At 74.2% G+C, this 20,813-nt stretch carries 19 protein-coding genes; 10 read left to right on the top strand and 9 right to left on the bottom strand.

What is annotated here, in order from left to right:
* Positions 1 to 766: 766 nt before the first annotated feature.
* Positions 767 to 2,287 carry a catalase gene (locus ABD158_RS04485; protein ID WP_344004305.1) on the bottom strand — a complete coding sequence of 507 codons (1,521 nt, stop codon included), beginning with the start codon at positions 2,285 to 2,287 and terminating at the stop codon, positions 767 to 769.
* Between the two features lie 190 nt (positions 2,288 to 2,477).
* Here ABD158_RS04485 and katG point away from each other — a divergent pair, with 190 nt between their 5' ends.
* On the top strand, positions 2,478 to 4,745 hold the full coding sequence (katG, locus tag ABD158_RS04480; protein WP_344004303.1) for a catalase/peroxidase HPI: 2,268 nt from the start codon (positions 2,478 to 2,480) through the stop codon (positions 4,743 to 4,745).
* A gap of 66 nt (positions 4,746 to 4,811) precedes the next feature.
* Here katG and ABD158_RS04475 read toward each other — a convergent pair whose 3' ends face one another.
* The 4 genes from ABD158_RS04475 to ABD158_RS04460 are packed head-to-tail and all read right to left on the bottom strand — an operon-like array spanning position 4,812 to position 8,625.
* Positions 4,812 to 5,270 (bottom strand): Fur family transcriptional regulator, encoded by a 459-nt coding sequence (locus tag ABD158_RS04475; protein ID WP_344004301.1) that lies wholly within the window; start codon positions 5,268 to 5,270, stop codon positions 4,812 to 4,814.
* 60 nt (positions 5,271 to 5,330) lie between these two features.
* A complete protein-coding gene (locus ABD158_RS04470) occupies positions 5,331 to 6,332 on the bottom strand; it encodes a tetratricopeptide repeat protein (RefSeq protein ID WP_344004299.1) in 1,002 nt (333 codons plus the stop codon).
* Positions 6,329 to 7,384, bottom strand: coding sequence for a tetratricopeptide repeat protein (locus ABD158_RS04465; protein WP_344004297.1), 1,056 nt, complete (start codon positions 7,382 to 7,384; stop codon positions 6,329 to 6,331). The genes ABD158_RS04470 and ABD158_RS04465 overlap by 4 nt, the downstream gene beginning before the upstream one ends.
* A complete protein-coding gene (locus ABD158_RS04460) occupies positions 7,381 to 8,625 on the bottom strand; it encodes a tetratricopeptide repeat protein (RefSeq protein ID WP_344004294.1) in 1,245 nt (414 codons plus the stop codon). Before ABD158_RS04460 ends, ABD158_RS04465 begins: the two co-directional genes overlap by 4 nt.
* 96 nt (positions 8,626 to 8,721) lie before the next feature.
* Between ABD158_RS04460 and ABD158_RS04455 the strand changes: the two genes are divergently transcribed.
* Both ABD158_RS04455 and ABD158_RS04450 read left to right on the top strand, forming a co-directional pair.
* Positions 8,722 to 9,804 (top strand): LLM class flavin-dependent oxidoreductase, encoded by a 1,083-nt coding sequence (locus ABD158_RS04455; RefSeq protein WP_344004292.1) that lies wholly within the window; start codon positions 8,722 to 8,724, stop codon positions 9,802 to 9,804.
* Positions 9,801 to 10,469: a CE1759 family FMN reductase gene (locus ABD158_RS04450; protein ID WP_344004290.1), complete on the top strand. Its 669-nt coding sequence runs from the start codon at positions 9,801 to 9,803 to the stop codon at positions 10,467 to 10,469. Before ABD158_RS04455 ends, ABD158_RS04450 begins: the two co-directional genes overlap by 4 nt.
* Before the next feature lie 99 nt (positions 10,470 to 10,568).
* Here the strand turns inward: ABD158_RS04450 and ABD158_RS04445 are convergent, their stop codons facing one another.
* Entirely contained in the window at positions 10,569 to 11,093 is a 525-nt protein-coding gene (locus tag ABD158_RS04445; protein ID WP_344004288.1) for a YbhB/YbcL family Raf kinase inhibitor-like protein, read from the bottom strand.
* Positions 11,094 to 11,242: 149 nt separating this feature from the next.
* Between ABD158_RS04445 and cobA the strand changes: the two genes are divergently transcribed.
* From cobA to ABD158_RS04430, 3 genes are read left to right on the top strand one after another with little or no spacing between them, the layout of a single operon-like run.
* Positions 11,243 to 12,487, top strand: a complete 1,245-nt coding sequence (gene cobA, locus ABD158_RS04440) for a uroporphyrinogen-III C-methyltransferase (protein WP_425573134.1) — start codon at positions 11,243 to 11,245, stop codon at positions 12,485 to 12,487.
* Positions 12,487 to 13,290, top strand: coding sequence for a TrmH family RNA methyltransferase (locus ABD158_RS04435; RefSeq protein WP_344004282.1), 804 nt, complete (start codon positions 12,487 to 12,489; stop codon positions 13,288 to 13,290). The genes cobA and ABD158_RS04435 overlap by 1 nt, the downstream gene beginning before the upstream one ends.
* On the top strand, positions 13,287 to 13,667 hold the full coding sequence (locus ABD158_RS04430; RefSeq protein WP_344004279.1) for a hypothetical protein: 381 nt from the start codon (positions 13,287 to 13,289) through the stop codon (positions 13,665 to 13,667). The genes ABD158_RS04435 and ABD158_RS04430 overlap by 4 nt, the downstream gene beginning before the upstream one ends.
* Positions 13,668 to 13,709: 42 nt before the next feature.
* Here ABD158_RS04430 and def read toward each other — a convergent pair whose 3' ends face one another.
* Complete coding sequence (gene def, locus ABD158_RS04425) at positions 13,710 to 14,312, bottom strand: peptide deformylase (RefSeq protein WP_344004276.1); 603 nt, start codon at positions 14,310 to 14,312, stop codon at positions 13,710 to 13,712.
* 81 nt (positions 14,313 to 14,393) lie between these two features.
* On the opposite strand from def, the gene ABD158_RS04420 reads away from it, so the two are divergent.
* Together ABD158_RS04420 and ABD158_RS04415 are read left to right on the top strand one after the other, a co-directional pair.
* Positions 14,394 to 15,773, top strand: coding sequence for an acyl-CoA dehydrogenase family protein (locus ABD158_RS04420; RefSeq protein WP_344004273.1), 1,380 nt, complete (start codon positions 14,394 to 14,396; stop codon positions 15,771 to 15,773).
* A gap of 58 nt (positions 15,774 to 15,831) precedes the next feature.
* Entirely contained in the window at positions 15,832 to 17,055 is a 1,224-nt protein-coding gene (locus tag ABD158_RS04415) for an acyl-CoA dehydrogenase family protein (protein ID WP_344004271.1), read from the top strand.
* A gap of 111 nt (positions 17,056 to 17,166) precedes the next feature.
* Here ABD158_RS04415 and ABD158_RS04410 read toward each other — a convergent pair whose 3' ends face one another.
* Both ABD158_RS04410 and ABD158_RS04405 read right to left on the bottom strand, forming a co-directional pair.
* A complete protein-coding gene (locus ABD158_RS04410) occupies positions 17,167 to 18,183 on the bottom strand; it encodes a hypothetical protein (RefSeq protein WP_344004269.1) in 1,017 nt (338 codons plus the stop codon).
* A 53-nt stretch (positions 18,184 to 18,236) separates the two neighbouring features.
* Positions 18,237 to 18,536: a YiaA/YiaB family inner membrane protein gene (locus tag ABD158_RS04405; protein ID WP_344004265.1), complete on the bottom strand. Its 300-nt coding sequence runs from the start codon at positions 18,534 to 18,536 to the stop codon at positions 18,237 to 18,239.
* 85 nt (positions 18,537 to 18,621) lie between these two features.
* Between ABD158_RS04405 and ABD158_RS04400 the strand changes: the two genes are divergently transcribed.
* Both ABD158_RS04400 and ABD158_RS04395 read left to right on the top strand, forming a co-directional pair.
* Entirely contained in the window at positions 18,622 to 19,449 is an 828-nt protein-coding gene (locus ABD158_RS04400) for a hypothetical protein (RefSeq protein ID WP_344004263.1), read from the top strand.
* Positions 19,446 to 20,774, top strand: coding sequence for a DUF2252 domain-containing protein (locus ABD158_RS04395; RefSeq protein ID WP_344004261.1), 1,329 nt, complete (start codon positions 19,446 to 19,448; stop codon positions 20,772 to 20,774). The genes ABD158_RS04400 and ABD158_RS04395 overlap by 4 nt, the downstream gene beginning before the upstream one ends.
* The last annotated feature ends 39 nt before the right edge of the window (positions 20,775 to 20,813 follow it).

Raw genomic sequence — 20,813 nt, 5'->3', positions numbered from 1 at the left:
CGTCGGGCACCTCGACCTCCGGAGCTCGGGCGTTTCGACCTGTCGGAGGTCGAGGTGTGAACCCGCGAGGTACGAGCGGGTGAGCCACGAGACCTGGTGACGGTCAGGGTCTTCCTGGTGCGGGGGGGCTCGTGTCACCTCGACCTGAAGACGGGCGGGTTCGGTGTGCGGGTTGCGGGGGTCTCATGGCCCGTCGGCTCCTGCGTCGCCGTCGGGCGCCTCGACCTCCGGAGCTCGTGCGCTTGGACCTGTCGGTGGTCGAGGTGTGAGCCCGCGAGGTACGAGCGGGTGAGCCACGAGACCCGGCGACGTTCAGGGTCTTCGTGGGGCGGGGGTCTCGTGGCGCCTCGACCTCCCGTCGGGCGGGTCGGCGTGCGGGTCGTGGGGTCTCGTGGCCCGTCGGCTCCTGCGTCGCCGTCGGGCACCTCGACCTCCGGAGCCGGGCGCGTCGACCCGTCGGAGGTCGAGGTGTGAGCCCGCGAGGTACGAGCGGGTGAGCCACGAGACCTGGTGACGTTCGCGGTCTTCGTGGTGCGGGGGGCTCGTGTCACCTCGACCTGAAGACGGGCGGGTTCGGTGTGCGGGTTGCGGGGGTCTCGTGGCCCGTCGGCTCCTGCGTCGCCGCCGGGCACCTCGACCTCCGGACCCGGGCGCCTCGACCTCCGGGGGCGGGTGCCTCGACCTGCGGTCGGGCTCGGGCAGCGGCGGGGACGCGCGACGGCCCCGTCACCGCGAGGTGACGGGGCCGTCGGGTCGGGCGGTGGGCTCAGATGACGCCGACGCGCTCGGTGGGGCCGGGGGCCGGGGCCTTCTCGTCCCGGCCCGCGTGCACGGCCTCCTCGATGCGCTTGCCGGTGTCGGGGTCGACCGACTTCCAGTACTCGAACACCTTCGGCAGGATCTCGTCGCTCACGCCGCCGAGGACGTGGCCCGCGACGTTGCCGACGAAGCGCTCGCGCTGCGCGTCGTCCCAGACCTCGCGCACCAGCGCGCCGGCCTGCGAGAAGTCGTCGTCGTCGGGCCGCAGCTCGTACGCCGTGCGCACCATCTCGCCGTCGGCCTCCCAGGAGTCCTCCGGGGTGCCGGTGAGGTCGGAGTACGGGTCGCCGTAGGAGTTCGGCGCGTACTTCGACCGGTCGCCCGCGTGGTCGTAGGCCATCGGGCCGTCGAACTGGTACGTGTACGCACCCTCGACGCGGTGGCGGTTGACCGGGAGCTGCTGGTAGTTCGGGCCGATCCGGTAGCGGTGGGTGTCGGCGTAGGAGAAGACCCGGCCGAGCAGCATCTTGTCGGGGCTGAACCCGATGCCCGGGACCACCGAGGACGGCTCGAACGCGGCCTGCTCGATCTGCGCGAAGTGGTTGTCGGGGTTGCGGTCGAGCCGCATCGTGCCGACCTTGATCAGCGGGTAGTCGCCACGAGGCCACACCTTCGTCAGGTCGAACGGGTTGATGCGGTAGGTCTTCGCGTCCTCGTAGGGCATCACCTGGACGTGCAGGGTCCAGGAGGGGAAGTCGCCCGCGGCGATCGTGTCGAACAGGTCGCGACGGTGGAAGTCGCTGTCCTCGCCGGCGATCTGGTTGGCGGCCTCCTGGGTCAGGTTCCGCACCCCCTGGTCGGAGATGAAGTGGTACTTCACCCACGACCGCTCACCGGCGGCGTTGATCCACATGAAGGTGTGGGAGCCGTAGCCGTTCATCTCGCGCCACGACGCGGGCACCCCGCGGTCGCCCATCAGGTAGGTGACCTGGTGGGCCGACTCCGGGTTGAGCGTCCAGAAGTCCCACTGCATGTCGTTGTCGCGCAGGCCGTTGGCGCCCCGACGCTTCTGGCTGCGGATGAAGTGCTGGAACTTCATGGTGTCCCGCACGAAGAACACTGGGGTGTTGTTGCCGACGAGGTCGTAGTTGCCCTCGGTCGTGTAGAACTTCAGCGCGAAGCCGCGCGGGTCGCGCCACGTGTCGGGGGAGCCCTGCTCGCCGGCGACCGTGGAGAAGCGGGCGAGCATCTCGGTCTCGACGCCGGGCTGGAACAGCGCCGCCTTGGTCCAGCGGCTGACGTCCTCGGTGGTGGTGAAGGTGCCGAAGGCGCCGCTGCCCTTCGCGTGCACGTTGCGCTCCGGCACGCGCTCGCGGTTGAAGTGGGCCATCTGCTCGATCAGGTGGTGGTCGTGGAGCAGGATCGGGCCGGTGTGGCCCAGCGTCAGGCTGTTGCGGTCGCTCGGCGCGGGGGCGCCGCTGCCGGTCGTGGAGCCGCCGTTCAGGCCGTGCGTGGTGGTCTCGGTCATGCGTCGCTCCTCGTTCGCTCGGGGTCGCTCGGGGCTGGTCGGGCCCGGGTCCCGTGCGCGACGAGACCCGGAGCGCCGTACCCGGTCCCGGACGATCCATGCACGACCGGTCCGACAGGGGCCCGGAGGGGGTACACGGACGGCGGGGCACACCGAGGCGAGCCCCACCGACCTTGAGGAGACGGACGACATGACCGACTACGCCGAGTACGAGGACGTGCTGGCGGGCAAGTGCCCCTTTGGTGGCAACACCATCGGCGGCGCGCAGACCTCGCGACCCACCCTGCAGGACTGGTACCCCGACCGCCTGCGGGTGGAGCAGCTGCACACCGACGGCCCGCAGGCCGACCCGCTGCGCGACTTCGACTACCGGTCCGCCTTCGAGGCCCTCGACCTCGACGAGCTGAAGGCCGACATCAAGCGCTTCCTCACGACCTCGGTGTCGTGGTGGCCCTCGGACTACGGCAACTACGCGCCGCAGATGATCCGCATGGCCTGGCACTCCGCCGGCACCTACCGGATCGCCGACGGTCGCGGCGGCGCCGGCCAGGCGCTCCAGCGCTTCGCGCCGATCAGCAGCTGGTGGGACAACGGCAACACCGACAAGTCCCGCCGCCTGCTCTGGCCGATCAAGAAGAAGTACGGCAACGCGCTGTCGTGGGCCGACCTGATGATCCTCACCGGCAACTGCGCGCTCGAGATCATGGGCTTCCCCACGACCGGGTTCGCGGGCGGGCGTCGTGACTCCTACGAGGCCGACGACCGCACCTACTGGGGCCCCGAGTGGATCAACAACATGCACCCCGACGCCCAGGACGACATGGTCGCCCGCGACCAGCGCTGGACCGGGGAGCCGGGCAGCAGCGACTACGAGCTGCAGCAGCCGCTGGCCGCCTCGCACTCCTCGATCATCTACGTCAACCCCGAGGGCCCGCTCGGCGACGGCGACCCGGCGGCGTCCGCGGTCGACATCCGCATCACGTTCGGGCGGATGGCGATGAACGACGAGGAGACGGTGGCGCTCATCGCCGGCGGCCACGCCTTCGGCAAGAGCCACGGCCAGGTGAGCACCGACCGGATCGGCCCGCCGCCGGAGATCGCGCCGATGGAGGCCATGGGCCTGGGCTGGCACAACCCCGAGGGGTCGGGCAACGCCGAGCACACGATGACCAACGGCATCGAGGGCTCCTGGACCCAGAACCCCACGCAGTGGGACAACAGCTACCTCGAGAACCTCTTCGGCCACGAGTGGGTGCAGACCCGCAGCCCCGCCGGCGCCCTGCAGTGGATGCCGGCCGACGCGGACGCGCCGACGACGCCCGACGCGCACCTGGAGGGCGTCGAGCACCCGCTGATGATGATGACCAGCGACATCGCGCTGAAGGTCGACCCGGTCTACCGCGAGATCTGCGAGCGGTTCCTGGCCGACTTCGACTACTTCACCCAGGAGTTTTCGAAGGCCTGGCACAAGCTCACCCACCGCGACATGGGGCCCAAGTCCCGCTACCTCGGGCCCGAGGTGGCCCAGGAGGACTTCATCTGGCAGGACCCGCTGCCGGCGTGGGAGCACGCCGTCGTCGGCGAGGCCGAGATCGCGCGCCTCGCGCAGGCCGTGCGCGACACCGGTCTGTCGACCTCGGACCTGGCCTTCACCGCCTTCTCCTCGGCGGCGACCTTCCGCGGGACCGACAAGCGGGGCGGCGCGAACGGTGCTCGCATCGCGCTGGAGCCGCAGCGGGACTGGGCCGTCAACGCCCGCACGGTGCCCGTGGTGGCGCGCCTGCGCGAGGTGACCGACGCGTTCAACGCCGCGGGGGAGGCGACGGTGAGCCTCGCCGACGTGATCGTGCTGGCCGGATGCGTCGCGATCGAGGACGCGGCCGCGGCCGGGGGCACCGAGGTGTCGGTGCCCTTCACCCCGGGCCGGGTCGACGCGCGGCAGGACCAGACCGACGTCACCCAGTTCCAGTGGCTGGCCCCGGTCGTCGACGGGTTCCGCAACTACGTGATGCCGGAGTTCTCGAGCGTCTCCACCCTCGCGCCCGAGGAGATGGCTCTGGACCGTGCGGCGCTGCTGGGCCTGACCGCCCCCGAGTGGGTCGTGCTCACCGCGGGCCTGCGGGTCCTGGGCTGCAACCACGACGGCTCCGACGAGGGGGTCTTCACCGACCGGGTCGGGGTGCTCAGCACCGACTTCCTCGACGCGCTCACCAGCACCGACCTCGAGTGGGCGAAGGCCGACGACGCCGGGACGACGTTCACGCTGCAGCACCGTGACGGGGGCGGGACGGCCTTCCGCGCCACCCGCAACGACCTCGTCTTCGGCTCGAACGCCCAGCTGCGCGCCGTCGCCGAGGTCTATGCCGCCAGCGACGCCCACGACCGCTTCGTGGCCGATTTCGTCGCGGTGTGGGACAAGGTGATGATGAGCGACCGCTACGACGTCACGGCGGGCTGAGCCGAGCCCGGGCCGCCATCGGCCGCGGCCGGCCCCTCCGGGGGTCGGCCGTCGCCGGTCGCGCCGTCAGGACCGGGCGGGAGCGGCCGGGGCGGCGGCGACGCCGCACGCCGCGCAGAGACCCCAGAAGGTCACCTCGGCCTCGTCGACCACGAACCCCGCGGTCGACGGGCCGACCTCCACCGGGTCCAGGCAGGGCGCCTCGCCGACGGCGCAGTCGACGTCGGTGACGCTGCCGCAGCCGCGGCACACGAGGTGGTGGTGGTTGTCCCGCGTCCGCAGCTCGTAGCGGGCCACGGAGCCGGCGGGCTGGAACCGACGGATCACGCCGTGGGCGGTGAGCGTGTTGAGCACGTCGTACACGGCCTGGGTCGAGACCTCCGCCTCGCTCCGCACGGCGCCCAGGACGGCGTCCGCCCCGGAGTGGGGGGCGCCGGCGAGGGCCCGCAGGACCGCCGTCCGCGGCCGGGTCACCCGCAGGCCCGCGGACCGCAGGACGGCCTCGGGGGTCGGGTGCTCGGACACGGGGTGCACGACACCACTACAGCACCGTTTCTGGAACCGATCAAGAAAAGGGGTCGCAGGTCACCCCGGGCGGCGCCGCAGCAGTCCCCAGGCGGCCAGCGCGACGGTCGGCCACGTCGCCTGGGCGGCGAGCGCCCAGCGCTGGCCGGCGTCCAGCGGCGCCACGGTGGTCGCCAGCGCCAGCAGGCAGGTGAGGACGGTCGCCGCGGCCAGCAGCGCGGGGTAGGCGCTGCGCGGCGCCCGGTCGCGGACGAGGCGTCGCATGCCGACCGGGACCTGACGCATGAGCCGTCGCCACCACAGACCGAGCAGCACGAGACCGGCGAGGCCGCCCCAGCCGGTCAGCGCCGCGACGAGCAGCGCGGCGAGGGACCCGAGCCACGCGCGGCGCACGACGCGGTCCGCCCAGGCGTCGGCGGTGGCGTGGAAGGCGCGGCGCTGGGGGTCCAGCCGCAGTGCGCCCGCGAGCCCGTCCGCGCGCCGCCGCAGCGAGGTGCCCGACTCGAGGAGGGCCAGGTTGTGCAGCGCGGTGGCGTGCTCGGGGTCGATCGCGAGGGTGCGGCGGTAGGCCTCGATCGCCGTGCGGGCGTCGCGGCGCCGTCCGGCGACGTAGCCGACCGTGAAGTGGGACCCGGCGTCGTCCGGAGCCAGGCGGACCGCGTGGAGCGCCGCGAGCCAGGCCGTCGGCAGGCCCCCCGGCGCATCGACCAGCACCTGGGCGTAGACCTCGTGGTTGACCGCACGGTCCGGCTGCAGGCGGACGGCCTCGTGAGCGGCCCGCGCCGCCTCCTGGGGCCGACCCAGCTCGAGCAGGGCCGTGGCGCAGAGCCGGTGGGCCCAGGGCCAGGCAGGAGCGAGCGCAGCGGCGCGGCCGGCGGCCTCGAGCGCGCCGCGGTGGTCCCCGAGGCCCGTGAGCGCCCGGCTCGCCTGGCCGTGCAGCAGCGCGGCGTCCGGCTCCTCCGCGAGCAGTGTGCGGACGGCGTCGAGGGCCTCACGGTGGCGGCCCAGCTCCAGGAGCGCGTCGAGCCGGGCGCGGGCGCGGTCCCGGTCGGCCGGGGTCACCGCACCACCCCCCGTCGTGACCGGACCACGAGCGCCGCGGTCAGGGTCGCCAGGTGGACGGCGAGCACCACGACGGTCGTGAGGACCACCCGCGGCCCCTCCCGCGGCGAGAACCCGATCAGCAGCACACCGCCCACGCCCAGCGCGGTCGCCACGAGCATCGCGAGCAGCCCGGGGTCGTCGCGCACGTACGCCGCGCCCCGCCGGCGCACGCCGCGCGGGAGCCGCACGAGCGTCACCGTCCACCACGTCGCGAGCACGCCGACCAGCAGGACGGCGCTGAACGCCGACGTCGGGAAGGAGGACCCGGCCTGCTCCGCGGGGTTGTCGAGGGACGCCGGCACCACGACGAGGAGCGCGGCGAGGGGCGCGGCCCAGGCGCCGGCCACCGTGCGCCACGTCCAGCGGTCCACGGTGGCGCGGAAGTCGGGGTTCTGCGGCTCCAGCCGCAGGGCGCCCGCGACACCCCGAGCCACCCGGGCGAGGTCCGTGCCGCCCTCCAGGAGTCCCAGGTTGTGGATCGAGGTGGCGTGGTCGGGCTTGAGCGCGAGAGCGGCGCGGTAGGCGCGTACGGCCGCGGCGCGGTCCCCACGGCGCGTGGCGACGAACCCGACGGCGGCGTGGGCCTCCGCGACGGTGGGCCCGAGGGTGACGGCCCGGCCCGACGCCTCCCAGGCCTCCTCGCGCGTGGCGGGATCCTCGGCCGCGCACGTCGCGAGCAGGGTGTGGGCCGACCAGTCCTCGGGGGCGAGACGGACGACCTGGCGGGCCGCGACCGTGGCGTCGGCGTGGTCGCCGAGCCGGGCCAGTGCGATGGCGCGGCGGCGGTGGGCCGCAGGGTCGTCCGGCGCGAGCGCGACCGCCCGCCCGGCGGAGGCCAGCGCGGACGCGTGGTCCCCGGTGCCGGCCAGGGCGTCCGCGTACGCCACCAGCAGGGCCGGGTCGTCGGGCGACTCGGCGAGCGCGCGCTCGACCGCGGCACGCGCCTCGACGTACCGGCCGAGGTCGAGGAGGAGGGCGACCCGGCCGCGGTGGTCGGCCGGTCCGCTCACAGCCGCTTGTGCGTGCGCAGGTAGGTCAGCAGCTCGTCGTAGCTGCCGTCGTCGTTGGCGAACATCGCGACGTTGCGCGCGGACTCGAACCACGGCCCGACCGACGGTCGCAGCTCGGAGAGCGCGGCCTCGAGGTCGCGCTGGGAGATCATCCGCGGCTCGTCGGCGGCCACGGAGTCCATCAGCGCGAGCTCGGCGGCGCTGTCGCAGAGGTGGGCGATGTCGGCGCCGGTGTAGCCGTCGGTGAGCCTCGCCAGCCGTCGTACGTCGACGCCCGCCACGGGTCGCTCGCGCAGGTGGGTCTGCCAGATCGCCTCCCGGGCCTCGCGGTCCGGGGGCAGCACCAGCAACGTGCGGTCGAGCCGCCCGGGCCGGCGCAGCGCGGGGTCGACGTCCCAGGGGGTGTTGGTCGCGGCCAGCACGAAGACGCCGTCGTTGTCGTCGGCGACGCTGTCGAGCTCGAGCAGCAGCTGGTTGACGGTGGTGCGCAGCATGTCGCTGTTGGACAGACCACGCTTGCGCCCCAGGGCGTCGATCTCGTCGAGGAACAGCACGCACGGGGCGCTGGCCCGGGCGGTCTCGAACAGCTCGTGCAGGTTGCGCTCGCTGGCGCCGAACCACCGGTCGAGGATGTCGGACATCCCCACGGTGAGGAAGCGGGCGTCCAGCTCGCCCGCGAGCGCACGGGCGATGAACGTCTTGCCGACCCCGGGCGGTCCGTAGAGCAGCAGACCGCCGCGCAGGCTCTTGCGGTACATCCGCCGCAGCCTCTCGTTGCGCATGGGCGCCAGGAACGCCGCGTGGAGGCGCTTCTTGACCTCGGTCATCCCGCCCACGTCGGCGAGCGTGATCCGCGAGCGCTCCACGTCGTACGCCGGGACCTCGGAGGTCGTCTCCGAGGACTCCGCGAACATGGGCGCGACCGGGGAGCCGAGGTCCTCCTCGGCGCGGGTCCAGTCGAAGCCGGCCGGGCGCTCCTCCTCGGGCTGCTGGGGCTGCTGGGGCTGCACCTGGGACTCGGGCAGCGGCGGCTCGCCCGTGTCGGCGGGGGAGAGGGCCTGCTGCATCAGGGTGCGGGCGGCGGTCGAGGCGGGGTCCTGCTGGAGCACGGCGGCGGCGTGGGGGACCGCCTCGGCCCCGCGGCCGGCGGCGACGAGCTGCTCGGCGAGGTGCAGGCGCAGGACGAGGTCGTCGGGGGCGGCGTCGACGGCGCGCTGCAGGCTGGCGATCAGGTCGGTCACACGACGAGGTTAGGCCGGAACAACGTGGGGTCGCCGTCCGTTGGGGCTATTGTTCGACTTTCAACAACGAATCACGTCAGTCAGCCGGAGGCAGTCATGCAGATCGGGATCTTCAGCGTCGGGGACGTCACCACCGACCCCACCACCGGTCGCACCCCGACCGAGCACGAGCGCATCGTCGCGCAGGTTGCGATCGCGCGGAAGGCCGAGGAGGTGGGCCTCGACGTCGTCGCCGTCGGCCAGCACCACAACCCGCCGTTCGTGGCGTCCTCGCCCACGACCACGATGGCGTTCATCGCCGCGCAGACCGAGCGGATCGTGCTGTCGACCTCCACGACGCTGATCACGACCACCGACCCCGTGCGCCTGGCCGAGGACTACGGCACCCTCCAGCACCTCACCGAGGGCCGCATGGACCTGATGATGGGCCGCGGCAACACCGGGCCGGTCTACCCCTGGTTCGGCAAGGACATCCGCCGCGGCGTCGAGCTCGCCGTCGAGAACTACGCGCTGCTCCACCGTCTGTGGCGCGAGGAGGTCGTGGACTGGGAGGGCCGCTTCCGGACGCCGCTGCGCGGGTTCACCGCGACCCCGCGCCCGCTCGACGGGCTTCCGCCGTTCGTCTGGCACGGGTCGATCCGCACCCCGGAGATCGCCGAGCAGGCGGCCTACTACGGCGACGGCTTCTTCCACAACCACATCTTCTGGCCGGCCTCGCACACCCAGCAGATGGTCGCCCTCTACCGCCGCCGCTTCGAGCACTACGGCCACGGCTCGGCCGACCAGGCGATCGTCGGCCTCGGCGGGCAGTTCTTCATGCGCCGCAACAGCCAGGACGCCGTGCGCGAGTTCCGGCCCTACTTCGACAACGCGCCGGTCTACGGCCACGGTCCGTCGCTGGAGGACTTCTCGCGGCAGACCCCGCTGACCGTCGGCTCGCCGCAGCAGGTGCTGGAGCGCACCCTGTCGTTCCGCGACTACGTCGGCGACTACCAGCGCCAGCTCTTCCTCATCGACCACGCCGGGCTGCCGCTCGCGACGGTGCTCGAGCAGCTCGACCTGCTCGGCGAGATCCTCCCCGACCTGCGCGCGGGCTTCGCGGAGGGCCGCGGCGCCCACGTCCCGGACGCGCCCACCCACTCCTCGCGCCTGGCCGCCCGCGAGGAGGTGGCCGCGTGACGCGCGCGCTGGTGGTCGTCTCGGCCGGACTCTCGGAACCCTCGTCGACCGCCATGCTCGCCGAGCGCCTCGGCGCCGCCACCGTCGCGGCGCTGGAGGGGGCGGGGGAGCGGGTCGAGGTGACCCACGTCCCGCTGCGGCCGCTGGCGCACGCGCTGGCCGACCGGATGCTGACGGGCTTCGCCGCGGGCGACCTGGCCGGCGCGCTCGCCGCCGTGCGCCGCGCCGACGCCCTGGTCGTCGCGACGCCGGTCTTCACCGCGTCCTACTCGGGGCTGTTCAAGACGTTCGTCGACTCCCTCGAGCCCGACGCCCTCGTCGGCACCCCGGTGCTGGTCGCGGCCACCGCGGGCACCGCGCGCCACTCGCTGGTGCTCGACCACGCCCTGCGGCCGCTGTTCGCCTACCTGCGCGCCGTCGTCGTGCCCACCGGGGTCTTCGCGGCCAGCGAGGACTTCGGCGCCGCCGCCGGTGCCGACGGCGCCGACGCGCTCGAGACCCGCATCACCCGGGCCGCCGGCGAGCTCGCGGACGCCGTCGCCGGCCGGCCGGCCCGTCGTGCGCCGCTGCGGGCGGTGCCCACCGGCGACCCCACGGGCGGCCCGGACGTCGTCGAGGACCTCCCCGAGCCCGTCCCGTTCGAGCAGCTGCTCCACCCCCGCTGACCTCGAGCCGGACCAGGTGCCCGACAGGGCCCGCACCGAGGTCGGTGCGGGCCCTGTCGCGTGGGTCGTCGGTCGGGTGCTCGGCCGGGGCCGAGGCCCTCAGTGCTGGTAGGTGCCGGTGAGGATCGCGCGGCCGAGGGTCTTGAAGGCGAGGTTGAACGACATCACGGCGAAGGAGGCGGACTCGTCGATGCCGAGCTTCTCCTCGCCGACGGCGTGGACCACGAAGTAGTAGCGGTGGACCTGGTCGCCCTCCGGCGGGGCGGCGCCCATGAAGCCGTGCTCGCCGCCGTCGTTGCGGAGCTGGAACGCACCGGCGGGCAGCTGGCCCGAGGCGGCGCCCGTCTCCAGCGAGGTCACGTCGGCCGGGATGTCGACGAGGCCCCAGTGCCAGAAGCCGCTCGGGGTCGGGGCGTCGGGGTCGAAGCACGACACGACGAACGACTTGGTGCCCTCGGGGGCACCGGACCAGCTCAGCTGCGGCGAGACGTTGCCGTCCTCGCCCGCGACCTGGGCGGGGGCGAGCGGCTGGCCGTCGGCGACGTCGGTGCTCGTCACCTCGAAGGAGGCGGTCGCCGGCAGCAGCTCGTAGGGGTCGGGGTGCACGGGTCGGTCGAGGCTCATGACACCGAACCTAGCCGGGAGTTGAAACTCGGACCACCCTTCGCCGGGTCCGCCTCGGCCCCCGGGCCGGCCCCTGACCGGGCCCCTGGGCCGACCCGGGCGACCCGGGGGCCGACCACCGTGGGGACCGGACGGGCGCATCCGCGAGGATGGGGCCCGTGAGCGACCACCCGCCGTACCTCGCCGGCCTCCGCCTGGGCGGCCGCCGTGTCGTGGTCGTGGGCGGGGGACAGGTCGCCCAGCGGCGCGTGCCGACCCTGATCGCGGCCGGCGCCGACGTCGTCGTCGTGGCCCCCGACGTCACCCCGGCCCTCGAGGGCCTCGCCCACGAGATCACGTGGCACGCCCGCGCGTTCACGGCCGCCGACCTGGACGAGGCCTGGTACGCCGTCGCCGCCACCGACGACCCGGACGTCAACGCCGCCGTGAGCGCGGCGGCCGAGGAGCGTCGGGTCTTCTGCGTCCGCGCCGACGACGCCTCCGAGGCCACGGCCTGGACCCCCGCGCAGGGCCGGTACGGCGACCTCGGGATCGCGGTGCTCGCCAACCGGGAGCCCCGACGCTCCGCCGCGGTGCGCGACGCCGTGCTCGACGGCCTGCGCGACGGCTCGCTCGACCGGCCCGGCGCGCCCGTCGTCCGGCCCGGCGAGGTCGTGCTCGTCGGCGGCGGCCCCGGCGACCCCGCGCTGACCAGCCTCGCCGCCCGGGACGCGCTCGCGAGCGCCGACGTCGTGGTGGCCGACCGGCTCGCGCCGCGCGAGCTGCTCGACGAGCTGCCCTCCGACGTCGAGATCATCGACGTCGCCAAGCTGCCGCGAGGCCGCCACGTCAAGCAGGAGCAGATCAACGCCACGCTCGTGGAGCAGGCGCGCGCCGGGCGACGGGTGGTCCGCTTCAAGGGCGGTGACGGCTTCGTCTTCGGTCGCGGGTTCGAGGAGGTGCTGGCGTGCCGCGAGGCCGGGGTGCCGGTCTCCGTCGTGCCCGGCCTCAGCTCGGCGCTCGCCGTCCCGGCACGGCTCGGGATCCCGGTGACCCACCGCGGCGTCGCTCACGACTTCACCGTGATCTCCGGGCACCTCCCGCCCGACCACCCCGACTCCCTCGTGGTGTGGCCGGCGGTCGCACGCCTGCGCGGGACGCTCGTGCTGATGATGGCCGTCGAGAACGCCCCGGCCATCGCGGAGGTCCTCGTCGCCCACGGCCGCTCCTCCGAGGAGCCGGTCGCGGTCGTCGTCGAGGGCACCATGCCCACCGAGCGACTCGTCGTCACGACCCTCGGGCGGCTCGCCGCCGACATCGAGGCCCAGGCGGTCCGGCCGCCGGCGATCATCGTCGTGGGCCCGGTCGTCGGGGTGGCGGTCGGCGCGCGCGTCGGGGGAGCAGCGGACGCCTGATGGCGGAGCTCGTCACCGTCACCGACCCCGACGACCCCCGCCTCGCGGACTACCGCGACCTGCGCGACGTCCAGCTCCGGCGCCACCTCGAGGCCGAGCACGGGCTGTTCCTCGCCGAGGGGGAGAAGGTGGTCCGCCGCGCGGTGGAGGGCGGCCACGCGCCGCGGTCCTTCCTCATGGCGCCCCGCTGGCTCGACGGCCTGGCCGACGTCCTCGCCACGACCGGAGCGCCCTGCTACGTCGTGGACGAGGCGCTGGCCGAGCAGGTCACCGGCTTCCACGTCCACCGGGGAGCGCTCGCCTCGCTGGAGCGCCGCCCGCTCCCCGGGGTCGCCGACGTGCTCGACGGCGCCCGCTCGGTGCTGGTGCTCGAGGACATCGTCGACCACACCAACGTCGGGGCCGTCTTCCGCAGCGGCGCCGCGCTCGGCTTCGACGCGGTCCTGCTCTCCCCGCGCTGCGCCGACCCGCTGTACCGCCGGGCGGTCAAGGTGGGCATGGGCGCGGTCTTCGCGCTGCCGTGGACCCGCCTGCCCGACTGGTACGACGCCCTGCCGCAGCTCGGCGCGGCGGGATTCACCACGGTCGCGCTCACGCTCGCCGACGACGCCGTCGACATCACCGACGCGGTCGCCGGGGTGGACCGTCTCGCCCTGGTGCTGGGCACCGAGGGGCACGGGCTCTCCGAGCGCTGGCAGTCCGCGGCCGACAGGCGCGCGGTGATCCCGATGGCCGCGGGCATCGACTCCCTCAACGTCGCGGCCGCGTCGGCGGTCGCCTGCTACGTGGCGGCGCGCCGGTGAGCACGGGCGCCCCCGGCGAGCCCGGCACCCCGGGCACCCCCGGCCGGCCGGCGCGGCCGGCCCCGTGGCGGCGGGTGCCGGAGCCGCTGTGGTGGGCGGTGCTGCCGGTGGTGGCCGGCTTCGTCATCGCGTGGCGCGGCCTGGTCACCGGCCCCGTCGCGCGCCTGGTCGGCTGCGCCTCGGTCGACTGGGCCGACCTGGTGGCCGGCTCCTCCGCGGTGGTCCTGGTCCTGCTCGGCGTCGTCGCCCACGTGCGCCGGAGCCCGGAGCGTCGCTGCGGGACCCAGACGCTGCTCGGGCTGGTGGTGCTCCTCGGGGGCCTCGGCGGCTACCACCTGCTCACGGGCGTGGGCCGGCTCGGCGGGATCTGCTCCTGAGCCGCCGGTCCCGGCCGCCGGGGCGCCCGTCGCGACCAGGGGTCAGGAGACCTCGCCGACCGGCCAGTCCTCGCCGAACTCCTCGGCCGACCGGTCGTGCTCCTTCGTGAGGCGCTTGCGCAGCTTGGTCGGCAGGCGGTCCCCGAAGACGGTGCCGCGGGTGTGGTCGGTCTCGTGCTGCAGGCAGCGGGCGAGCAGGCCCGTCCCGGTGAAGGAGACCGGCTCCCCGTCGAGCCCGGTGCCGGTGACCGTCGCGGTGTCGGGCCGCGGGCACGCCACGAAGGCGCCCGGGAACGACAGGCAGCCCTCGTCACCGTCGTCGAGCTGGCGCTCGGCGCCCTCCGGCAGGGTCAGCTCGGGGTTGCACACGACGCCGACGACCCGCTGGCCGTCCTCGTCGGGGCAGTCGAAGCAGAACACCGCCGCGTCCTCCCCGATCTGGCAGGCGGCCAGGCCGACGCCGTCGGCGGCGTACATCGTCGCGACCATGTCGGCGACCAGCGAGCGCAGCTCCTCGTCGTACGCCGTGACCGCGGTGTTGACCCGGTGCATCACCGGGGTGCCCCACCGGGTGATGGGCCGGACGGTCCCGCCGGTCGGCAGCGGTCCGTGCGGGGCGAGCGCGGGGGCGTCCTCGTCGGGCATGCGCGGCATCGTAGCCAGCCTCCGGACGGCTCCGGAGGCGAGACTGTGGCGCACTGTGTAACTCCGAGTTACAGTGAAGCCATGGCCACCACCACCCCCAGCCGCTCGACCCGCCGTCACGGCGTCGCCTCCACCGAGCGCCGCGACCCCCTGGGCCACGTGATCGCCGCCCTGGGGGCCGTCGCGCGCAGCGACGTCCTCGACCGTCTCGGGATCCGCAAGCAGACCGAGAAGGGCGTGTTCACCATCGCCCGGACGGGCTTCACGACGGCCGGTGCCGCCGGCCGCGCCTTCACCCGCGCCGGGCGCCGCGGCACGCCGGGGACCCGTGTGCCGGCCACGACCCGGCCGGGGGTCTTCGACCTGACCCCCACCGAGGACGAGCAGATGCTCGTCGACGTGGCCACCGAGCTGGCCGAGGAGGTGGTGCGCCCCGCGGCCGCGGAGGCCGACGAGTCCTGCACCGCCCCCGAGGAGGTGCTGGCCGCGGCCCGCGAGCTCGGGCTGCAGACCCTCGGCGTGCCCGAGTCGCTCGGCGGGATCTCGGAGGAGCGCTCCGCGATGGCCGGCACCCTGGTCGCGGAGGCCCTCGCCCGCGGCGACCTGGGCCTCGCCGTGGCGACCCTCGCGCCCGGGTCCGTCGCCACCGCGATCTCGCTGTGGGGCACCGACGACCAGCAGCAGACCTACCTCCCGGCCTTCACCGGTGACGAGCCGCCCGCCGCCGCGCTGGCGCTCACCGAGCCCCAGGTGCTGTTCGACGTCCTCGCCCCCACCACCACGGCGCGCCGCGACGGCTCGTCGTACGTCCTGGACGGGACGAAGGCGCTGGTCCCGCTCGCGGTGACCGCCGAGCTCTTCGTCGTCGGCGCGCTGGTCGACGACGGCGGCGGGCACGCCTCCCCGGCGCTGTTCCTCGTCGAGTCCGCCACCGACGGCGTCCGGATCGAGTCCGACCCCGCCATGGGCGTCCGGGCCGCGAGCCTGGGCCGCCTGCACCTCGACGGGGTGCGGGTGCCGGCCGAGAACCTGCTGGGCGACGCCGACGGCTCGACGTACGCCGAGTGCGTGCGGCTGTCGCGCCTGGCGTGGTGCGCCCTGTCGCTCGGCGTCGGGCAGGCCGTCCTCGACTACGTCACGCCGTACGTCAAGGAGCGCAAGGCCTTCGGCGAGCCCGTGGCCCACCGCCAGTCGGTGGCCTTCATGGTCGCCGACATCGCCACCGAGCTCGAGGCGATGCGGCTGCTCACCTACCAGGCCGCCTCCCGTGCGGCCCAGGGACGCGACTTCTCCCGCGAGGTGGCGCTGGCCCGGCGCGCCTGCGGCGAGCACGGGATGCGGATCGGCCTCGACGGCGTGCAGCTGCTCGGCGGGCACGGCTTCGTCAAGGAGCACCCGGTGGAGCGCTGGTACCGCGACCTGCGCTCGATCGGCGTCATGGAGGGCGCGGTCCTGGTCTGAGGCGTCCCGCCCGACCTTGACCGTTCGACCCCCACCCCCTCTCGACCAGGAGACGACGATGATCAACCTCGACACGCCGAAGAAGCACCGCGCGCTCGTCGACCAGGCCCACCAGCTGGCGATGAACATGCTGCGCCCGGTCTCGCGCAAGTACGAAAAGGCCGAGCACGAGTACCCCAAGGAGCTCGACATGCTCGCCGCGATGGTCGACGGGGTCTCCGACTCCGGCGCCACCGGGGGAGCCGGGGCGTCGGGCGTGAGCCGCGACGCATCGACCGACCGCGCCGACGACGACGGCCGCACCCGCAACGGCGCCAACATGGCCTCCGCGCTCTCGATCGCCGAGATGTGCTGGGGTGACGTCGGCCTCCTGCTGTCGATGCCGCGCCAGGGCCTCGGCAACTCCGCCATCGCCTCGGTCGCCAACGCCGAGCAGCGTGAGCGGTTCGCGGGCGTCTGGGCCGGGATGGCGATCACCGAGCCCGGTGTCGGCTCGGACTCCGCGAACATCTCCACCACCGCGGTCAAGGACGGCGACGAGTACGTCATCAACGGCGAGAAGATCTACGTCACCGCCGGCGGTCGCTGCGACGCCGTGGTCGTGTGGGCCACGCTGGACAAGTCGAAGGGCCGCGCGGCGATCAAGTCGTTCGTCGTGCCGAAGGACACCCCCGGCATGCGCGTCGAGCGGCTCGAGCACAAGCTGGGCATCAAGTCCTCCGACACCGCCACGATCATCTTCGACGACTGCCGGGTGCCCGCCGAGAACCTGCTGGGCTCGCCCGAGGTCGACGTCAAGCAGGGATTCGCCGGGGCGATGGCGACCTTCGACAACACGCGTCCGCTGGTCGCCGCCATGGCGGTGGGCTGTGCCCGCGCCGCCCTCGACCTGACCCGCGAGCTGCTGGCCGAGGCGGGGGTCGAGGTCGACTACGACCGGCCGGGCCACGTGCAGCACGCCGCCGCGAAGACCTTCCTCGACCTCGAGTCGGACTGGGAGGGCGCCCGGCTGCTCACCCTCCAGGCCGCGTGGATGGCCGACAACCGCAAGCCGAACTCGCTGCAGGCGTCGATGGCGAAGGCCAAGGCCGGACGCGTCGGCTCGGCCGTCACCCTCGGGTGCGTCGAGCTGTGCGGCGCCATCGGCTACGGCGAGGGCGAGCTGCTCGAGAAGTGGGCACGCGACTCCAAGATCCTGGACATCTTCGAGGGCACCCAGCAGATCCAGCAGCTCATCATCGCGCGCCGAGTGCTCGGGCTGAGCAGCGCCGAGCTGAAGTAGCGGCCACGGGTCACGACGCGCCCCGCGTCACGCGGCCGCGCCGGAGGGGGACGGACAGCCGGCGACCACCCTGGGGGGAGGTCGCCGGCTGCGTCGTCGGTGCTGCTGCGATCAGGACGACGCCGACCCGCCCTCGGCGGGCTTGTCGTCGGACTTGGCGTCGGGCTTGGCGGCGGGCTCGTCGGCGGCGTCCGCAGCCGACGTCTCCGCCGGGCTCTGCGCCGCGGCCCGCATGGTCTCGGCCTCGCTGCGGGCGGCCTTCGCGGTGGCCGGGTCCATGATCGGCTCCGTGCCCGGCTGCTGGAGGTCGGAGAGGCCGGTGGCCGGGTTCTCGCCCGGCGCCGCACCGGTCGTGCCGACCGGGGTGGTGACCTCGGAGCCCGAGGCCGAGGCGACCTGGGCCGCCGTCCTCGCCGGGGTCTTCGTCGCGGCCGTCTTCTTCGTGGCGGCGGTCTTCTTCGTGGCGGCGGTCTTCTTCGTGGCGGCGGTCTTCTTCGTGGCCTTCTTCGTGGCCGTCTTCTTCGTGGTCGCCTTCTTCGTGGTGGGAGCCTCCGTCGTGGCGGCCGGGACCTCGACCGCGGCCGCGGAGGCCGCCGTCCGGGTGCCGACCGTGTCGGCGACGTCCGCCGGGGTCGGGGCGCTCGTCGCCTTCTTCGCGGTCGCCTTCTTCGCGGTCGCCTTCGTCGCGGTCGCCTTCGTCGCGGTCGCCTTCTTCGCGGCGGGGGCCTTGGTGGTGGCGGTCTTCGTCGCGGGCGCCTTCGCGGTGGTCGTCGAAGGCGCCTTCGCGGCGGGCGCCTTCGTCGCGCTCTTCTTCGTCGCCGTCTTCTTCGCGGCCGTCTTCTTCGCGGGCGCGGGGACCGGGGCCGAGGCGTCCGTCAGGCGCTTGGCGGGCGGGGTGGCCGTGCGGGCGACGTCGGCCGCGACGTTGGGCTCGGGGGTCCGCGGCGAAGCCGGGCGGTCGGGCTCCTGGGGGAGCACGCGGTCGCGCACGACCCCGATGGCCTCGCCGGCGAGACCGACCGCGGTGCGGCTGACCTGACTGGCGACGCCCTTCCCGACGTCGTGGGCCGTGGAGATGGTGTCCTTCGCCGCGTCCTTGATCTTGCCGATCGGGTTCTTGCGCGCCACGGGCGTTGCCTCCTGCGTCGGGGTGGATTCCGTCGATTCAAGCACGCACCGGCTCACGCCAGGGGGCGGAACGGGTCGTGCTGGCTCAGGATCGCGTCCACCCGTGCCTGGTCGAGCCGGGTCATGACCGCCTGGCTCTCCTGGGCGTCGCGCACGCACTTGGCGAGCGTGAACGCCGACGTCGTCAGGTACAGCGTGCCGAGGGCGAGGAACGCGCGGATCCACGGGTCGACGGGCAGGTAGAGCACGGCCCCGACCATCGCGACGAGCGCGAGCCCGAAGGAGATGGCCGCCTGCGCGTAGAAGGCGGTGGTCGTGGGCGAGGACGGGGTCTTCTTCTCGGTGGAGGTCATGGCGACCAGCGTGCGGCCGCGACCGCGCCCGACCCACCGGCCGGCGTACTCGACCGCGTGAGTGCCCGTGCTCAAGGATGCCCCCATGAGCCTGTACGCCGCCCAGCCCGCGCGCCTCGCCCGCCAGGTGCTGGGTGACCTGCTGTTCGTCGCCGTCCTCGTCGCGGCGGTGTGGCTCGCGACCCGGGTCCACGACGCGGTCGGTGGCCTCGCCGGCCCGGCCGACGACGTCGAGCGGGCCGGGTCCGGGCTCGGCGGCGGTCTGGAGTCCGCCGGCGAGTTCCTCGGCGGCGTGCCCCTGGTCGGGGGGGAGGTCGCCACGCCGTTCGAGGACGCCGCCGACGGGGCGCGGACGATGGCCGACGCCGGCGCCGACGCGTCCGCGGCCGTCGACCGGCTCGCCTTCTGGGCGGGGGTGGTGGTGGCCGTGCTCCCGGTCGCCCTCATCGCATTCGTCTACCTGCCGGGGAGGATCGCGTTCGTGCGGGAGTCCTTCGCCGTCCGCCGCCTGGGGGGACGGTCCCCGCTCGGCGCCGCCGAGCTCGACCTGCTCGCGCTGCGGGCCCTGGCCCGCCAGCCCCTGGCCGCCCTTCGCCGGGTGGGCGACGACGTCGCCGAGCGCTGGCGCGACGGCGACCCGGCCATCGTCCGCGAGCTCGCCGCGCTGGAGCTGCGTGCCTCCGGGGTCCGCCCGCCCACCGAGCGCCCGCCGAGCGCACGCCCGCCGGGCGGCCCGCCGCCGGCGCGACCTCCCGGCCCGCCACCCGGCCCGCCTCGAGGGCCACGCCCCGAGGGACCCCCCGGATGGCCTCCCGGCTCCGGCCCCGGCGGCCCACCGCCCCGCCCCGCTCCGGCCTCCGGGCCGCCGCCCGCACCCACCACCGAGACCACCAGCACCCGGGAGACCCGATGAGCCGCACCACGACCGACCGCGCCCGTGCGCGGACCGAGACCATCGTCTCGACGCTGGGCGACGCGTTCGCGCCCCTGATGAAGGCCGACCCGGTCGCCTTCCGGGGCAAGTTCCGCAAGATGTCGGCCGACCCCCACGCGTTCTACCGCGGCACCGCCTGCCTGTTCTACGCCGACGTCACCGGGCAGGAGGACCCCTACGCGGACGAGCGGTCCGGGCACATCTGGGTGCACGGCGACCTCCACGTGGAGAACTTCGGCACCTACCTCGACTCCGACGGCCGCCTGGTGTTCGACGTCAACGACTTCGACGAGGCCTACCTGGGCAGCTTCACCTGGGACCTGCGCCGGTTCGCGGCCTCGCTCGCCCTCGTCGGCTGGCAGAAGGCGCTCCCGACCGACGAGGTCCGCCGGCTGGTCCGCACGTACCTGCGCGGCTACCTGGGGCAGGTCGACCGCTACCGCGACACCCAGGACGACCAGGACTTCGCGCTGCGCCTCGACAACACCCAGGGGCCGATCCTGGCGGCCCTGGAGGTCGCGCGGCAGCAGAAGCGCGGCGACCTGCTCGCGCGGCTCACGACCACCAGCAAGGGCGACCGCACGTTCCGCGACGACGCCACCACCCGGCGCCTCGGGGCGCCGGAGCGGCGCCGGGTCGAGAAGGCCTTCCGCGACTACCTGCGCACCATCCCCGACCACAAGCGCTTCGACCGCGACCTCTTCTACCGGCTGCACGACGTGGTCGGGAAGTCCGGGTTCGGCATCGGCAGCGCCGGCCTCCCGGCGTACAGCCTCCTCGTCGAGGGCTACAGCGAGGCCCTCGACAACGACGTGGTGCTGTCGATGAAGCAGGCCAACACCCCGGCGATGAGCCGGTTCGTCGACGAGGAGGCCGTCGAGGCCTACTTCGACCACGAGGGCCAGCGGACCGTCGTGTCGCAGCGGGCGCTCCAGGCCCACACCGACCCGCTGCTCGGCCACACCGAGATCGACGGTGTCGGGTTCGTCGTCTCGGAGGTCTCGCCGTACGAGATCGACCTGGACTGGGGCGACCTCACCGAGCCGGACGACATCAACGGCGTGGTCGCCGACCTCGGGCGGGCCACCGCCAAGATCCACTGCGCGTCCGACTCCGACTCCGACCAGACCCTCGTCGACTTCCAGGTCGAGGACGCCGTCGAGCGCAGCCTGCGCGGGCGGCGGCGCGAGTTCACGGAGTGGGTCGTCGACTTCGGGCTGGCCTACGCCGAGCAGGTCCGCACCGACCACGCCCTGTTCGTCGAGGCGTTCCGCGAGGGGCAGGTGGGCGTGCGCGCGACCTGAGGGCCGCACGCGCTGGCAGGGCGGATTGTGTAACAATTT

It is taken from the genome of Nocardioides lentus, from assembly GCF_039529515.1.
In the GTDB taxonomy this organism is placed as follows: Bacteria; Actinomycetota; Actinomycetes; order Propionibacteriales; family Nocardioidaceae; genus Nocardioides; species Nocardioides lentus.
This window is presented reverse-complemented; position numbering and strand designations above follow the sequence as displayed.

Bases quoted from the DNA above. Each gene is read 5' to 3' on its own strand.
- ABD158_RS04400 (WP_344004263.1), top strand. From the start codon at position 18,622: ATGAGCCTGTACGCCGCCCAGCCCGCGCGCCTCGCCCGCCAGGTGCTG.
- ABD158_RS04395 (WP_344004261.1), top strand. From the start codon at position 19,446: ATGAGCCGCACCACGACCGACCGCGCCCGTGCGCGGACCGAGACCATC.
- ABD158_RS04405 (WP_344004265.1), bottom strand. From the start codon at position 18,536: ATGACCTCCACCGAGAAGAAGACCCCGTCCTCGCCCACGACCACCGCC.
- ABD158_RS04435 (WP_344004282.1), top strand. From the start codon at position 12,487: ATGGCGGAGCTCGTCACCGTCACCGACCCCGACGACCCCCGCCTCGCG.
- ABD158_RS04420 (WP_344004273.1), top strand. From the start codon at position 14,394: ATGGCCACCACCACCCCCAGCCGCTCGACCCGCCGTCACGGCGTCGCC.
- ABD158_RS04455 (WP_344004292.1), top strand. From the start codon at position 8,722: ATGCAGATCGGGATCTTCAGCGTCGGGGACGTCACCACCGACCCCACC.
- ABD158_RS04485 (WP_344004305.1), bottom strand. From the start codon at position 2,287: ATGACCGAGACCACCACGCACGGCCTGAACGGCGGCTCCACGACCGGC.
- katG (WP_344004303.1), top strand. From the start codon at position 2,478: ATGACCGACTACGCCGAGTACGAGGACGTGCTGGCGGGCAAGTGCCCC.
- cobA (WP_425573134.1), top strand. From the start codon at position 11,243: ATGGGGCCCGTGAGCGACCACCCGCCGTACCTCGCCGGCCTCCGCCTG.
- def (WP_344004276.1), bottom strand. From the start codon at position 14,312: ATGCCCGACGAGGACGCCCCCGCGCTCGCCCCGCACGGACCGCTGCCG.
- ABD158_RS04415 (WP_344004271.1), top strand. From the start codon at position 15,832: ATGATCAACCTCGACACGCCGAAGAAGCACCGCGCGCTCGTCGACCAG.
- ABD158_RS04445 (WP_344004288.1), bottom strand. From the start codon at position 11,093: ATGAGCCTCGACCGACCCGTGCACCCCGACCCCTACGAGCTGCTGCCG.